15 protein-coding genes are annotated in these 14,051 nt (G+C 68.8%); 10 read left to right on the forward strand and 5 right to left on the reverse strand.

Annotated features, from left to right (window positions below; translation table 11 throughout):
• Positions 1-119: 119 nt before the first annotated feature.
• From DVK44_RS18870 to DVK44_RS18885, 4 genes are all read right to left on the reverse strand, one after another.
• Positions 120-998, reverse strand: coding sequence for an aminoglycoside phosphotransferase family protein (locus DVK44_RS18870; RefSeq protein ID WP_114660704.1), 879 nt, complete (start codon positions 996-998; stop codon positions 120-122).
• Positions 995-2,248 carry a helix-turn-helix domain-containing protein gene (locus DVK44_RS18875; RefSeq protein ID WP_228447247.1) on the reverse strand — a complete coding sequence of 418 codons (1,254 nt, stop codon included), beginning with the start codon at positions 2,246-2,248 and terminating at the stop codon, positions 995-997. Before DVK44_RS18875 ends, DVK44_RS18870 begins: the two co-directional genes overlap by 4 nt.
• Before the next feature lie 399 nt (positions 2,249-2,647).
• Positions 2,648-3,844: a helix-turn-helix domain-containing protein gene (locus DVK44_RS18880; protein WP_228447248.1), complete on the reverse strand. Its 1,197-nt coding sequence runs from the start codon at positions 3,842-3,844 to the stop codon at positions 2,648-2,650.
• Positions 3,845-3,850: 6 nt separating this feature from the next.
• Positions 3,851-4,288, reverse strand: coding sequence for an NUDIX hydrolase (locus tag DVK44_RS18885; RefSeq protein WP_114660706.1), 438 nt, complete (start codon positions 4,286-4,288; stop codon positions 3,851-3,853).
• Positions 4,289-4,456: 168 nt separating this feature from the next.
• On the opposite strand from DVK44_RS18885, the gene DVK44_RS18890 reads away from it, so the two are divergent.
• The 10 genes from DVK44_RS18890 (at position 4,457) to DVK44_RS18930 (ending at position 13,072) form a co-directional block, all read left to right on the forward strand.
• Entirely contained in the window at positions 4,457-5,266 is an 810-nt protein-coding gene (locus DVK44_RS18890; RefSeq protein WP_114660707.1) for a TauD/TfdA family dioxygenase, read from the forward strand.
• Positions 5,266-5,712 (forward strand): ATP-binding protein, encoded by a 447-nt coding sequence (locus DVK44_RS37185; protein WP_114660708.1) that lies wholly within the window; start codon positions 5,266-5,268, stop codon positions 5,710-5,712. Before DVK44_RS18890 ends, DVK44_RS37185 begins: the two co-directional genes overlap by 1 nt.
• Positions 5,713-5,725: 13 nt before the next feature.
• Positions 5,726-6,235, forward strand: a complete 510-nt coding sequence (locus tag DVK44_RS36455) for a helix-turn-helix transcriptional regulator (RefSeq protein WP_228447249.1) — start codon at positions 5,726-5,728, stop codon at positions 6,233-6,235.
• A gap of 5 nt (positions 6,236-6,240) precedes the next feature.
• Positions 6,241-6,912 carry an HAD family hydrolase gene (locus tag DVK44_RS18905; protein ID WP_114665267.1) on the forward strand — a complete coding sequence of 224 codons (672 nt, stop codon included), beginning with the start codon at positions 6,241-6,243 and terminating at the stop codon, positions 6,910-6,912.
• The gene (locus DVK44_RS18910) at positions 6,909-8,783 is read left to right on the forward strand and encodes a glycosyltransferase family protein (RefSeq protein ID WP_114660709.1); all 1,875 of its coding nucleotides are present in this window, start codon (positions 6,909-6,911) and stop codon (positions 8,781-8,783) included. Before DVK44_RS18905 ends, DVK44_RS18910 begins: the two co-directional genes overlap by 4 nt.
• The gene (locus DVK44_RS18915; RefSeq protein ID WP_114660710.1) at positions 8,780-9,751 is read left to right on the forward strand and encodes a thymidylate synthase; all 972 of its coding nucleotides are present in this window, start codon (positions 8,780-8,782) and stop codon (positions 9,749-9,751) included. The genes DVK44_RS18910 and DVK44_RS18915 overlap by 4 nt, the downstream gene beginning before the upstream one ends.
• Before the next feature lie 8 nt (positions 9,752-9,759).
• Positions 9,760-10,095: a carbamoyltransferase N-terminal domain-containing protein gene (locus tag DVK44_RS37190; RefSeq protein ID WP_228447250.1), complete on the forward strand. Its 336-nt coding sequence runs from the start codon at positions 9,760-9,762 to the stop codon at positions 10,093-10,095.
• Entirely contained in the window at positions 10,092-11,402 is a 1,311-nt protein-coding gene (locus tag DVK44_RS18920) for a carbamoyltransferase family protein (protein ID WP_231717291.1), read from the forward strand. Before DVK44_RS37190 ends, DVK44_RS18920 begins: the two co-directional genes overlap by 4 nt.
• Entirely contained in the window at positions 11,399-12,463 is a 1,065-nt protein-coding gene (locus DVK44_RS18925; protein WP_181957487.1) for a glycosyltransferase family protein, read from the forward strand. The genes DVK44_RS18920 and DVK44_RS18925 overlap by 4 nt, the downstream gene beginning before the upstream one ends.
• A 96-nt stretch (positions 12,464-12,559) precedes the next feature.
• Entirely contained in the window at positions 12,560-13,072 is a 513-nt protein-coding gene (locus tag DVK44_RS18930; RefSeq protein WP_114660712.1) for a P-loop NTPase family protein, read from the forward strand.
• Between the two features lie 109 nt (positions 13,073-13,181).
• Here the strand turns inward: DVK44_RS18930 and DVK44_RS37195 are convergent, their stop codons facing one another.
• Positions 13,182-13,622 (reverse strand): hypothetical protein, encoded by a 441-nt coding sequence (locus DVK44_RS37195; protein ID WP_228447252.1) that lies wholly within the window; start codon positions 13,620-13,622, stop codon positions 13,182-13,184.
• Between the last annotated feature and the right edge of the window lie 429 nt (positions 13,623-14,051).

Here is a 14,051-nt window from a genome sequence, read left to right on the forward strand (position 1 = left end):
GTTCCAGCACGGTCTCGCGGGTGGTCTCCAGCCGTTCCAAGGGGTGCTCAGTGGCGAGTTGCCTGGTGTGGACGAGAACTCTCGCAGAACGCCCTCTGAGGGCCGGCGGAATCGAGCCCTCAGTGGGTGGCCCAGCTTGCCGTGTGGTCGTCGCGTTTCAGGGTGCTCAGCCGGAAGGTGAGCTGGGTGGCGGCCTCGGTGTCGCCGTTTTCGGTGCGGCGGATGAAGGTGCCGAGGGTGTGGAGGTCGCGGAGGCCGGTGAGTACCGGGAGGCCCGGCCAGTTGGTGAGGTCGTGGCCGTATGCGATGGAGAAGGCGCGGAGCTGGGCGGGGGTGCGGCCGAAGCGGGTGCCTTGGAAGGTGTTGGCTAGGTCGACCTCGCGGGGGCCGATGGCTGCTTCGTCCCAGTCGCTGAGTCGGGCGGCGGTGCCGTCCCAGAGGGTGTTGCCGGGGTAGGCGTCGCCGTGGATGAGGCCGTGACCGAGGGGGGAATCGAGGTGGGCGTACGCGTCGAGGAGTTCGTCGGATCGGCCGAGGATCCAGTCGCGGTCGGCGGGTGTGAGGGCGGTGGTGGAGTAGACGACCGCGCGCAGGGAGACGTGGGGCTCGTATGCGGGCAGGTCGATGGGTGGCGTGGGGAGGGCATGGAGCTGTTTGAGGAGCCGGCCGAGGTGTTCGGGGCCGGGTGGCGGGCCGTCCGGCTGGGGGTAGTGCTGCCACAGGGTGATGGCGAAGCCGTCGATGTCCAGGGGCTGCGGCACGTCGAGCGGTTCGGTGACGGCGAGGCCCTGTTTGGCCAGCAGGCGGGTGAGATCGACGGCGCGTTGTATCTCCGTGCTCTGGTCGGCTCTGCTGACCCTGACCACGGCGTCCGTGTGGGGGAGAAGGTAGACGGAGGTCGCGTGGGCGCGAAGCGGGGTCAGGTCGCGTGTGTGGAGTCCCCAGATCGCGCAGGCGCGCAGGGCCGCGTTCTGAGGTGTGAGAGAGGTGGCGGTCATCGCTGTGACCGTATCGCGGCTGTTGAGTCGATGACCCGGTAGTCCCGGATCAAGGCCATGAGCTGGGTGATCGTCCTGTTTCCCTTGAGTTCGGGGCGGCTGGTGAGGCTGTCCAGGCGGTTCAGGGCGTTGCCGAGCTGGCGGATACGCTTTTGTGGAGGCAGATCGAGGACATGGCCCAGGGCCGTCGCTGCCTCGTCGAAGTCTCCGCGTAGGAGTCCGATCGTGATGAGGTCCATCTGGCCGAGGATCTCGTCCCCGTATGAGCGCTCCTCGCTTGGACCGCTTCGGTAGGCGGTGATAGCGGCGGTGGCGTGGTGGTGCGCCTCGTCGTAGTCGCCGAGGAGGGTGAGGGCTCCGCCGATGTAGTAGTTCTGTTTGGCGGTGGGGAAGGTCAGGAGACCTCCGAACTGTTCGACCTCGTCGTGTACAGGAGTCTCTTCCCGGGCGCGCTTCATTCGGTCCAGCGCGGCGAGCGACAGTCGGCGGTCCCCGATACGGGCCGCCGTGCGCGCTTCGATGGCAGCGATACGGATACGGGCCTCGCCGGCCGGAGCCAGGCGGGCCGCGTGTTCTGTGAGCTTCAGGGCCATCCGGTTCTGCGGTGACCACTCGGTGATCAGCGCGGCCGTGCCGGCGGCCCAGGCGCGCAGGCCGGTGTGGTCGGCCTGTTCGGCGCACATGCGGGCGGTACGGATCTGCGCCATCGCGGACGTCGATTCGCCCAGGTTCTGCGAGGCGTGTGCGAGCAGCAGGCATGCCGTACCGGCCAGCATGAACAGCTCGCGCGTTTGCTGCGGACGCTGACGTCCCTGGAGCAGAACGAACAACTCGTCCCGTACTGAAATGAGTTCGGTGAAGAGCGGGAACAACGGCGCGTGTACGTAATCGGTCGCTATCCGCGCGAGCGAGAAATGGAACCGTTCCAGCACCTCCGCGCTGACGTTGCTCGGCGAAATCAGCTCGACGAAGTCGTGCGATGTCTGAGCGGCAGCGCTGGCGAGTACGCGCAGGTCCGGTTCGTGTTCTGCGGTCCCGGCCTCGGCGAGAGGTTGGATGACAGGCCATAGGCCGGCCGGGACTCCCAAGGCGTCCAAGAACTTCTGCGTCTTGTCGAGCCGGGTCAGGTGGCGCGCACCTGATTCAAGCTGTGACAGGTAGCCCTGGCTGAGACCCGCGCGACGTGCCAGATCATCCTGCCGCATTCCGGTGCGTTGGCGCAGAAGGCGGCAGAGCAGGCCGAAGTCCATACCCCGCAGGGCCCCTTGGATCTCGGCGTCCGACCAGAGGGCGGCAGGCAGGGACGGCGGCTCGGGCGCCGTCGGAACTGGCGCTCGGCGTGCGCACGGCCCGCAGAGATCTCGGTCGTCAGGGTTGTAGCGGCTGAGCCGGCAGCCGCACGTAAGGCAGCGTCGTTCACTGCTCACATCCCCTCCTCACCTCGTCCGGTCGCATCGTCCTCATGCTGACATTGCCGCCGCGATATCGCAGCCCAAGTTCCCATTGCGCACGCGATATGCGTGTTCCGCTCGTCGATGGCAGCGTGTCCCGTCCGCTGTTGTCGAGGGCTTTCGGCTCTCGGCGGGAACTGAGGAGGCGTACTCATGGCGGCACGGCGGATTCCTCTGCTTCGCATCTCCGACGGGGTATCAGGCGGCCATTTCCTCGCGGAGCCGTTCCAGGGCATCGCATGCCGTACCACGTATGTGGGGAAGTCGGTCGCCGGCAGTTCTGATGATGCGCTGGAGCTGGTGAGGGAGGCGCTGCCGTACCGCTTCTCTGGTCGCCGTATCGAGCGACTCGGCGGCGCCGTGCCGGTCGCCGGCGAGGAGCCGTACATGGGCTACCGTCACGCGTTCGATGACATGCCACTGAGGCGCGACCGCCGTCGTAGGACCGGGCGCGGCCTCGGCCAGCCGTACGGCGACCTCGGCTCTTCCGGTGGCGACCAGGCCGCGCAGCCGTACCTCGTGGAGGGCGAACGGGTTGAACAGGCTTGTGTGTTCAACGGAGTGGAGAAGCTCGTCGCTTTCGCGCATGGCCCGGTCGAAGAGGTCGGCGTTGCCGAGTGCACCGGTGGCGCGGGCGAGCAGGGGCAGAACCGCCGCGCGGGCGTCGGGATCCGGGGCCAGCGCCGTCGCGCGTTGCAGACGGTTGACAGCTGCTCCGCGCAGCCGGGCCTTGCGCAGCTCGTTTCCGTGCATCCGCAGGGCGTACGAGAGAAAGGCGCGGTCGTCGAAGTGCTCGGCGATGGGGAGGCTCTTGGCGGTCCAGTGTGCGGCGGTGCTCAGCCGTTCCTCCGGCAGGACGTTGCCCAGCGCCACCCCCAGTCCGACCCGGGCACGGGCGAGGAGACGCAGGACGTCCTGTTCCGTGTGACCGTCTTCCACGCGGGCTTCCAGCCGGGCGACGAGGGGCCACAGCTCCTCCACCGCCGCGGTTGCGTGTCCGGACTGGCGGGCGATTTCGGCGAGACGGATGGTGGACTCGCCGAACTGGAGCATCGCGCGGTGGTCGCTGTCGGCGGGATCGGTGACGCCGAGGATGTGCGGAGGAAGCCGCAGCCGCTCGCAGACCCGGCGGCGCGACCCCACATCGTCGAGCCCGCGTCTGCCCACCTCGAAGGCGGAGATGTACGTCTTGTCGTAGCCGAGGAGCGCGCCGAGCTGGGTCTGGTTGAGACCGTGGACCGCGCGGTAGAAGCGCAGGATCGGTCCCAAATCCCCTGCAGCGAGGAGGAGCGGGGCCTGCGGTGTGGCCCAGTGCCACAGCGCGTGCTGGGCGGAGGGACGGTGCACGGCGGTGCTGGTCGGGTTGGTCCGGTCGTGCATTGTGCCCCCGCTCATACCGCGCTACGTCTCTGCGTACCAGGCCGCGATCGACCGCTTGTATCCGGCCGGCATGTTCAGCCCGGGGACCTCGTCGGCGGTGAAGAGGCCGATCTGCTTGTGCTCGTGGCTGAGCACCGGTGTCCGCTCCGGCGTCAGGACAGTGCATCCGTACGTGACGATCAGGACGCGGCGTCCGGGGATCGGCTCGTAGATCCAGGTGCCGCCGTCGATGAGCGGACCGGCCTTGACCTCCCAGCCCGTCTCCTCGGCCACTTCACGCTCGACGGCCCGCTCGGGGCTCACATCCGGCAACTGGCCACCGGACTCGTTGCCGGTCTCCAGCCGCCCGCCGGGCGGCTCCCACTCCTGCCGTTCGTTCCTGAGCAGCAGCACCCGGCCCCGGGCGTCAAGGGCGACGCCCTTGACGGATACGGGCCAGAGGGGCGGCTTGTACGGCATGAGAGTCCTCGCCCTGCGATCTGCGAACCGGTCCTTCGGAACGTAGCACGCAGCACACAAGAGGCGGCCGGACGTGGCGTTTTGTCCGAGTCGACAATCTGTCGCTTTACCGCGGTGACCCCCGCTCCCGAGAGTGGAACCGCCCACCAGCAACGAAGGAGCCAGAGCATGCGCGGAGCCATAACCCACCCCCCGGACCTGCTTGCCGCCCACAGTGTCGGCACTGCCACCGCCTCCGCGCCGGACGACGCGATCGTCGCCGCGCGGCTTCGGGAGACCGGGCTCGTCATTGTGGACGGCCTCTTCGGGCGAAGCGCGGTTCTGGCGTTCGCCGCGCGCTTCATGACCGTCGTACCACACAGGGACAGCGACCCGGACCGTCTCACGACCATCCGCCACATCAGTCGGCACGGCGACCGTCCCGGATTCGCGGGCTTCGGAAGCGGTGAACTCGCGGCGCACACTGAGGGTTCCGCGGTTCCGGTGCCGCCCCGGCTGATGCTGCTGGGCTGCGAACGAGACGCGGACCTCGGCGGGGAGTGCCTCCTGACCGATGGCCGGGCCGTCCACGCCGATCTTCAGACGCGGTGCCCCGACGCGGTCGCCATGCTGTCCGGGCCGCGCACCGTCTACTTCGGCGCGGGCAACGGCCATCTCTCGCAGGTGTTCACGGCATACCCCGGGGGCCGGGTGAGTGTGCGTCTGCGGCAGGACGGACTGGCGCGGTGGAGCCCGCTGGTCAGCCCGTACGTTCCGTACCTGCGCGAGGCCGTCGCGCGCCACCAGCACACGGTCAGGCTCTCTCCCGGCCAGGCGTATCTGCTGGACAACCGGCGCTGGCTCCACGCCCGTACCGAGTTCCGGGGCGAACGGCGGTTCCTGCGCGCCCTCGGCGAGCCGCGCTTCTCCCTCGCCGAGGGATTCACCGTCGCTCCGGAGACCGGCGGCGTCTTGCCCACGTCGAAGGAGGCCGCCTGATGAGCCACATCGGGTCCTCCGGACGCCGGGCTGCTGTGACCCTGACCCTGAACTCCGACGACCTGGCCCCACGTGCCGCCCGCTCCTTCACCAGGAAGGTCCTCACGGACTGGGGCTTCGACGAACTCGCCGACAGGGCGCTGCTCATCGTCAGCGAACTCACCACGAACGCCCGCCACCACGGCCGCACCAAGCCCGAATCCGAAGCCGAACTCATCACGCTGACGCTCGCCGTTGCGCAGGACGGTGTGGTGGACATCGAACTGGCGGACAACTCACCTGAACCGCCTACGCCCCGCATCAGCGGCCCCGGCGCCGTCGACGGCCGGGGGCTCCTGCTCATCTCGGCTGAGGCGGACGCGTGGACCGTACGTCTCAACGAAGACGGAAGTGGCAAGACCGTGCGGGCCGTTTTGGCCCGTCGACCGGTTGCCGCCGCGCTCTGAACATCACCTAGCAGTGCCGAATTCCTGCCGTCCCACCGCTCGAACGTGGAGGTTTGTTTGCCATGCCTGTTCAGTTGCCGCCGGTCGTTCCGCCCTTGACGCCCAGGAGACGGAAGTACTGGCGTTGCTCGCGCAGGGAGCGAGCAACGGAGAGATCGCCAAGGCCGCCACGCTGTCCGAGGACACGGTCAAGTGCTACCTCCGCAGCATCCGGGCCAAGTTCGGTACGAGCAGCCGAGCCTGCCTCGTAGCCCTCGCCTACCGCAACGGCGTCGTCACACCGTCGGTCCCGGCGGAGGCCACCGCGCCCGTCCTCTCCGATGCGGAGAGGACGGTGCTCGGCCTTCTCAGCGAGGGTGCGACCACCCGCGAAGTGGCACGCCGGCAGCTCATGTCGCATCACAACGCCAAGGAATACGTCCGGCGGCTACTCGACAGGATGGGGGCCGCCGACGCGGCCCATGGAGTGAGCCTCGCCTACCGCTGGCAGATCCTCGCCGATGACAGGGAGGAGGGGAGGTGATCGCCATGACGGGAGCCCCGCCGCAACGGGCGCTGGTCCTCGACCTTGACGGCGTCCTGCTCGATACACGACCCGTCATGCGAGAAGCATGGCAAGCCGTCCGAGCACAGCACGGTGTCGAGGTGCCGTTCGAGGCGTACGAGCAGCACCTCGGCCGCCCCTTCGACGACATCATGGAACGCCTCGGGCTGACCGAACCCGACCGGATCCACGAGACGTACACCGCCACCTCGAAGTCCTCCGCCGTACTGGCCGAACCGTTCGACGGCGTGCAGGACGTACTTCGCGCGTTCGTCGCCGCCGGCTGGCTTCTCGCCGTGGTGACATCCAAACCGCTCGACCGCGCCGCACCGCTGCTCGCCCGGCTCGGCTGCCCCTTCGCCTCCGTACGGGCACCATCCCGGGACGGACAGGGCCGCTGCAAACCGGCGCCGGATCCGCTGCTGCTCGCCCTCGTGGACCTCTCGGTCGATCCGCGGTCAGCCGTGTACGTGGGTGACATGGCGGTCGACCACGAGTGTGCCCGGCGTGCGGGGGTGCCGTACGTCCACGCGGCCTGGGGCTACGGCGCCCCCGGGAGTCCGGCTCCCCGGATCGCCAATGCGCCGAAGGACCTCCTCGAAGTCCTCGCTGAGGACCGGTGGCCTGCGCCTTTCATCGACGGGAGCTTGCTGTGACCGCGTCGAAGAGAAGCGCTCTCGGCCTGATCCGGACCTCCGTCGGAGGCCAGACCGTCTGGGCTCTCGTCGGAGAAGCCTCGCTGCGGAATACGCGGTCCACCCGGATCACCACGCGGGAACTCGAAGCCCTGCCCATCGACCGACGCGAGGCGGATCAGCACGTCGCGAACGTCATGGCGGCGCTGGAGAACCACGGCTCCCACCGCGCGGCAACACCCGGCGGTGCCTCGTGGCTGTACGTGCAGCACGTCCCCGTGCGCCGTCTGATCGCGCAGCTCGTACGGAAGCTGCTGGCGTTGAGCGCCTGGGAACCCTTCGCCGAGTCGCCCGGCCCCATGACCCTCGCTCCGTACGAGGGGCTGCTCAGCCTGCGCGAGACCAGCTCCCGCGAGTACCGCCGCTACACCGTCACCTGGTCCGGCGTCGCCTACGTTCTCGGAGCGCCGGCACCACACAACCCGGTACGGGCCGCGCGATTGCGGAAGGCGGCGGCTCCCCGGCTCGACGCTTCGCCCGGACCAACCCCCTCGGCTTCGGGGTTGCCCACGGCCGAGGTGGTCGCGCTGTCCTGGTCGTCCCGGCACGCTGCCACGCTGATGCCCGTACTGGAGGAACTTGACCGCCACGGGCACCCCAGTCTTCTCCTCGACCTCGCCACGGACCCGGCGGAGCGCTGCCCGGCGCCCGGCGCCGGACTGATCAGGTTGTGCCCGGTGGCGCCTGAGGTTCTGGCCGTATCGGGGACCGTCTCCGGGCTGCGGCTCGATACTGAGGAGCCCACCGGGACCGACGGCGGCGTTATGGTTGGCCGACACCTCGTTCGACTGGACAGGCTGGAACGCCTCGCAGCCGCCCTCATCGAGACGACGGCCGGATGCACTCAGCTGTCCTGGCGCGCGGTGATACGTACGGAGACGTGGCTGGACGAAGTCCTCACCGTCGTCCGCCCCCACACGGTTCTGCTGAGCAACGACACCAGCCCTCTCGGCGCCCTCGCCGTCCACACTGCCGAACGGCACGGAGTCAACACCGTGCACGTCCAGCACGGAGCGTGGACGCCGGAGGCGGTGGCCTGGCCGGCCCTCCACAGTCGTCACCTCGTTGTCATGGGCGAACGCGATGTCGCCTCGGCGAAAGCCTGGGTACGACACCCGGAAGCCGAGATCCACGTCCTTGGGCAGCCACGCTTCGACGTGCTCGCCGGACTCGACCGGGAAGCCCAGCGCCGTAACCTCCGGACGCTCCTTGCCACCAGCAGCGGACAAGGACCGGACCGGATCGCGGTCTGGGCCTGCCAGCCGTTCGCCCCGGACCGCCTCCGCGCGCAGGCGGACATCATCTGCGACGGCCTCCAGGCGGCGCAGGAGCGCTGGGGCCTGGTGATCGCACCGCATCCCGCCCAGGACAGCCACGCCTTCGAGTACGTCCTCCAGCGGGAGGGGAGGCTGCCGGTCGCTGTGGCCGATCCGAAAGTCGGCGCGCGAGGCTGCCTCGCCGGCGCGGACGCGGTCGTCAGCGTCTACTCCACCTGCGGCATCGAGGCCGTACTCCTCGACGTCCCCGTACTGGAACTGGACCTGCCCGGCGAACGCACACTCGGTCTGGCGGATCACTCCCTCGCCCACCGCTGCGTTTCCTCCTCCGACATCGCGAGCGCGCTCGCCACACCGAGCGAGCCGTACCTCAGAGGCGTAAGGGAGGCACGCGACGCGGTGTGCCTCTGGCAAGGCAACAGCGCCCGCGACATCGCCCAACTCATCATCGACCGGGCTCGCCCGGATCACGCGCACACCGACCTCGCCCACCACGATGCCTCCGTCGCCGGTTCTTCTGGCGTGCCGAGACATGAGGGAGCCTCCGTCCGATGACACACCTGACCGGCGACAGCGTCGCCGAACTCTTCACCGGAGCGGTTCTGTTGGCCAAGGCTGGCGAGGAGGTTGCCCCTCGCGGAATGGCCACACGCGAGGTCCTCAACGTGACCATGACGCTGGCGCAGCCCCGGGCCAGGCTGTTGTACGCGCCGCCCACCCGGATCCTGAATCCCGCCTTCGCCGTGGCCGAGACCGTCTGGCACCTGTCCGGCTCCGACGAGCCGTGGATCTACGACTACAACGCGCGCCTTCGGCAGTTCACCGACGACGGCATCTTGCGTGGTGCGTACGGGCCCCGGATGCGGAACTGGGCAGGGACGGTCGACCAGCTCCGCCGTGTCGTCGAGATCCTCAAGGAGGACCGCGATTCGCGGCGGGCGCTCATCCAGCTCTACGACCCGGCGCGCGACGCGGCCGGTCACAAGGACGTGCCCTGCACCCTCGGTTTCCGCTTCCACCTCCGTGCGGGCCGTCTGCACATGACGACCAGCATGCGCGGCCAGGACGTGTGGATCGGGATGCCGTACGACCTCTTCTTCTTCACCACGCTCCACGAACTGGTCGCCGGATGGCTGGACGCCGACCTGGGCGAGTACCACCACCAGGTCGGATCGCTGCACATCTACGAGCGTGACATGGAGAGGGCCGACACGCTGACGGACGTGACCGCGAGCACGGTCATGCCCGAACTGGCCACGCCCTGGGAGGGGTTCGACAAGCTGCTCGCCAAGGTGGGAGCGCGCGAGGAGACGGGGCATCCGGGCTGGGCCGCCATGGCCGACACGATGTGCAGCTACCGGCTGTGGAAGGACGGGCTGCGCGAACAGGCGTGGCGTGTCGCCGACACGATTGATACGCCACTCGGGGAGGCGCTGATCGCCTGGTACGGCGAACTCGTACGCCGCACCGGTACGTCGACCGCCCGGACCATCCCGACCTCAGCGGGAACGGGGACGATGTGAGGCGCCGCATGGACCACGCCCCCTCCGTCATCCTCGGCCTCTGCTCCTTCACCCATGACTCCGCCGCCGCGCTCCTGGTCGACGGCGAGTTGCTGGGCTTCGTCGAGGAAGAGCGCCTGTCCGGGAAGAAGCACACCCGCGAGTACCCCCACCGCGCCATCGATTGGCTCCTGGACGACGCGGGCCTCACACCGGGCGACATAGACGCTGTCGCGTACAACTTTCAGCCGGCCCGCTACCTCGCTGAGACCCCCGCCGCACTCAGAGGCGGGTGGAGTCTCTTGGACGACGTTTCCCCGGGGCCCGCGTCACGCCCGTACTGCACCACCGCGCTCACCAGTTGACGGCTTTCGCGGCCTCGGGCTGGAGCGAGTCCGCGGTGCTGGTCGTCGACAGCCTCGGTGAGCGGCAAACCACCACCATTGCCCGGGGGCGTGACGACGGCGGTCGCCCCGTCACACGCACCATGGAAGCCATGTACGACCCGGCCTCCCTCGGCTATGTCTATGGAGCGGTCACGGATCACCTTGGCTGGCGGCGAGGCGACGAAGAAGGAACCGTCATGGCGCTCGCCGCGCTCGGCGACCCGGCCCGGTTCCGGCACCTGTTCGCCCGCGCCATCCGTACGACCAGCACGGGCTTCGTTGTGGACCCGGTCTGCTTCCCCCCACGCGTCCTCACCTCCGGGTATCCGCGAACATCCCCTTGCTTCATCGCTGAGGTGGGGGCTCCCCGGCATCCGGACGAGCCGGTCGGCCAAGTCCACCAGGACCTTGCCGCAGTCCTCCAAGAGCGCACTGAGCACGTCATGCTCCACCTCGCCCGACGCGCGCGGCTGCTCACCGGCTCACGCCGTCTCTGCGTGGGCGGCGGAGTGGCCACCAACTGCGTCGCCATCGGAAGGATTGTCGAGGCCGAGATCTTTGACGAGGTGTTTGTTCCGCCTGCCCCCGGCGACGCGGGTACCGCGATCGGAGCAGCCGTTGCCGTACATGCCGACGGCGGCGGCAGAGAACCCCTCGCCGGGATCGCGCGTGCCTGCTACCTCGGCCCGTCCTACCCCGAGCCGAAGCTCGACCTCACCCCGTGGCCGGGGTTGAAGCTGAAGGTCCTCGGCCCGGAGATCGCGGAATTCCTTGCGGACCAGCTGGCCCACGGAATGATCGTGGGGCTCTTCCAGGGCCGGGTGGAAGCCGGCCCGCGCGCACTGGGGAACCGGTCGATTCTCGCCTCGCCCCTGGAAGCCGGCGTGGTCGAGCGGCTGAACGCCACGGTGAAGTTCCGCGAGCCCTTCCGGCCGTTCGCTCCGGTGGTCACCGCCGCCCGCGCCGGTGAATTCTTCACCCTGGGCCAGGGCTCCCCGTACATGTCCATGGCCTCCCGGGTGACCGACGGGGCCCGCGAGCGTATCCCCGCGATCGTCCACGCCAACGGTACGGCCCGCCTCCAGACCGTATCCGCCGACCAGAACCCGTTCATGCACCAGGTCCTGGAGGCATTCGGTCGCCGCACGGGAGTACCCGTACTGATCAACACCTCCCTCAACGTCAAGGGTCGGCCCATCTGCGGAACCCCCGACATGGCCTTGGACTGCCTCGCCCACTCCGGACTTGACGCGCTGCTGCTCGAAGGACGGTGGATCACCAAGTGAAGATCGGATACAGCTTCTGGGGCTTCCTCGGTAACGGGGTCACCGACACCCCCGACGGAGGGCGCAGCCACCGCCGCCCGCTGATCGACGCGCTCCTCGATCGCGGCCACGACATCGTCTTCCTCCAGGCCGACCGAGACCGCTTCGAAGCCGGCGACGACCTTGGGGGTAGGCACACCTTCGACTCCGGCATCCCGGAGATCGACGTGCTGTTCCTCGAATGGCGCTGGCCGATCGAAGGACGTAACACCACCGAGTGCGATGCCGAAGGTCACACCTGTGACCTGCACCGCCAGGCCGAACTCATCAGGCGCTACACCGCGCAGCGCCGCACCCCGACGGTGATCTGGGACAAGGACCGGCAGCTCCGTACGGACAGCCTCTGGCGCCGGACTCCCCATGTCACCGTCTGCGAAGCCGCGCTCGCCCCGACACGTGGGGCCCACAGCCTGCTGTTCCCGGTGGCCGGCTCACTGATCGACGGAGCCGATCCGGACGCGCTGGCCGCACAGCCGCGCGAGATACCGCTCGGGTACGTCGGCAATCAGTACGACCGGGACAGCGAGTTCGACCGCTTCTTCGCCCCGGCAGCCACCCGCTTCGACCACCGAGTAGCGGGCAAGTGGACGAACACCGGCCGCTGGCCACACGTCACCTTCGTCGGCCGTATTCCCTTCGCTGACGTGTCCCGCTTCTACGGCTCCACTCTGGCGACGGTCCTGCTCCTGCCCGATCGATACGCCTCGGCCGGCCAGATGACCCAGCGGCTTTTCGAAGCGGTGCTGGCCGGGTGCCTTCCGCTGGCACCGGCCGACATCCGGCACGTCGAGAGATTCGTGCCGGAGACGCTGGTGGTCGGGACCGGGAGCGAGGTCATCCGGCGGATCGCCTATCTCCAGTCCATCGCCGGTACCCGGAAGCACGCCGAACTGATCGCCCAGTGCATCGGCCGTCTGGAGCTCTTCCGCCTCAGCCAACAGATCGACGCCCTCGAAGCGGTGCTGAGGTCCGTCACCACCACCGTCACTGCCGTCTCCACAGCGAAGCAGGGAGTTGTCTGATGCACGGCACTCGTCGCGCCGTCCTGCTCGCTTCATCCGTACGCGTACCGGTCGCCGAGTCGGCCGTACACCTCCACACCTCTAGGGTTGAGCGCTATGAAGAAGGTCGCCATCGTCGGCTGCGGAGGCAGCGGCAAATCCCACCTGGCCCGCGAACTGGGCAAGATTCTGGACGCCCCGGTGACGCACCTGGACGCCGCGTTCTACGACGACGAGTGGAACGCGCTGCCCATGGAGGAGTTCGCCGAGGTACAGCGGGGCCTCATTTCGCGGCCGAAGTGGGTCATCGACGGCAACTACAACTCCACACTCCAGATCCGGCTCGAAGCCTGCGACACCGTGGTGCTGATGGACGTCTCGACTCCGGCCGCGCTGTGGGGAGTCCTCTCCCGACAGATTCGGCACGGTGCCGGGCACAAGGGCAACGGGGTCCACAACCGCATTCACTGGGGCGTGATCAAGTACGTGGCCACGTACCGGCGGGCGATGCGACCGCGTGTCCTGGCCAAGATCGAGGAATTCGCCGCAGGCCACGCGGACGTGGTGCTGCTCACCAGCCGACGGCACACGCGCCGTTGGCTCCAGCGAGTCGCCGCTCAGCGCAGCTGACGACCGGGCCACGTCCTGAGCGGGGGTGCGGCAAGTGAATGCCAACCCCTTCCTGGACCCGGACCGGCAGGCAGAGCTGTACGGGCGCGCATCCCGGCTGGCCCAACGCTCAGGCGCTCTTGGGCACGCAGCCCAGGATCCCGCCCTCCAGCAGCACGCCTTCGATGGCATAACCGGCACCCCTGGCCACGCGGACGCGAAAAGTGCAGGTCAGGACGCATTCGCCGAGGGCTCCCCGAACCTTCCCCGAAGTCTCGGGGAGGGCTCGGCGCCTGGATCTAGGATCCTCGACCTCGCCCCACGCCGTGAGCGCGTCGTCCACCTCCGCGTACAGGTCCCGCAGGCACTTCGGTACGAGGCTGGCATCCGCCGGCGAAGGAGCCACCGGGGCCGCCGCCGCGACGTCGACCGCCGCCTCCCGCTCCCGATTTCGCCGGGACGAAGCGGCGGTCGGGAAGCCGGGCGAGGAGTCGACGAGCAGCAAGCTCAGCAGGCCGCCCTCGAAGATCCGGTAGCGCACCAGGTCGATCCGCTCGGGCAGCCGCTGCACGGCCACACGGTCGTGATGGGAGAAGCCAGCCGCAATACAGACCATCCGAGGTCGACGCCAGTCGATCGACCCGGCAGCCCTCCGCGCCCAGCACCTTCCGCACGAGCGCCTCGAACTCGTGGTGCGCCGACTCCAGCCAGGACAGGTAGGAGACGGCCTGGGACAGCGCCCCGCTGGCGGAGCTTTTTTTAAACTCGATCACCACGGGGGTGTTGTTCTCGTCGAGCCCGAGCGTGTCGATCCGACCTCGGTGCCACGGCCCGGTCGGGTACTCCGAAGCCAGGAAGCGGATGCCGAGCATCGACTCCGTTCCAGCCTCGACGCGACGCTGCAGTTCCACCTCCAGCGCCACCGTCGAGCCTTGAAGCTCGACATCAAGGCCCTCGGCATCCTGCCGGAACAGCATCAAGTCAGCCATCAGCGTCCCCC

It is taken from the genome of Streptomyces paludis (assembly GCF_003344965.1).
Lineage (GTDB): Bacteria > Actinomycetota > Actinomycetes > Streptomycetales > Streptomycetaceae > Streptomyces > Streptomyces paludis.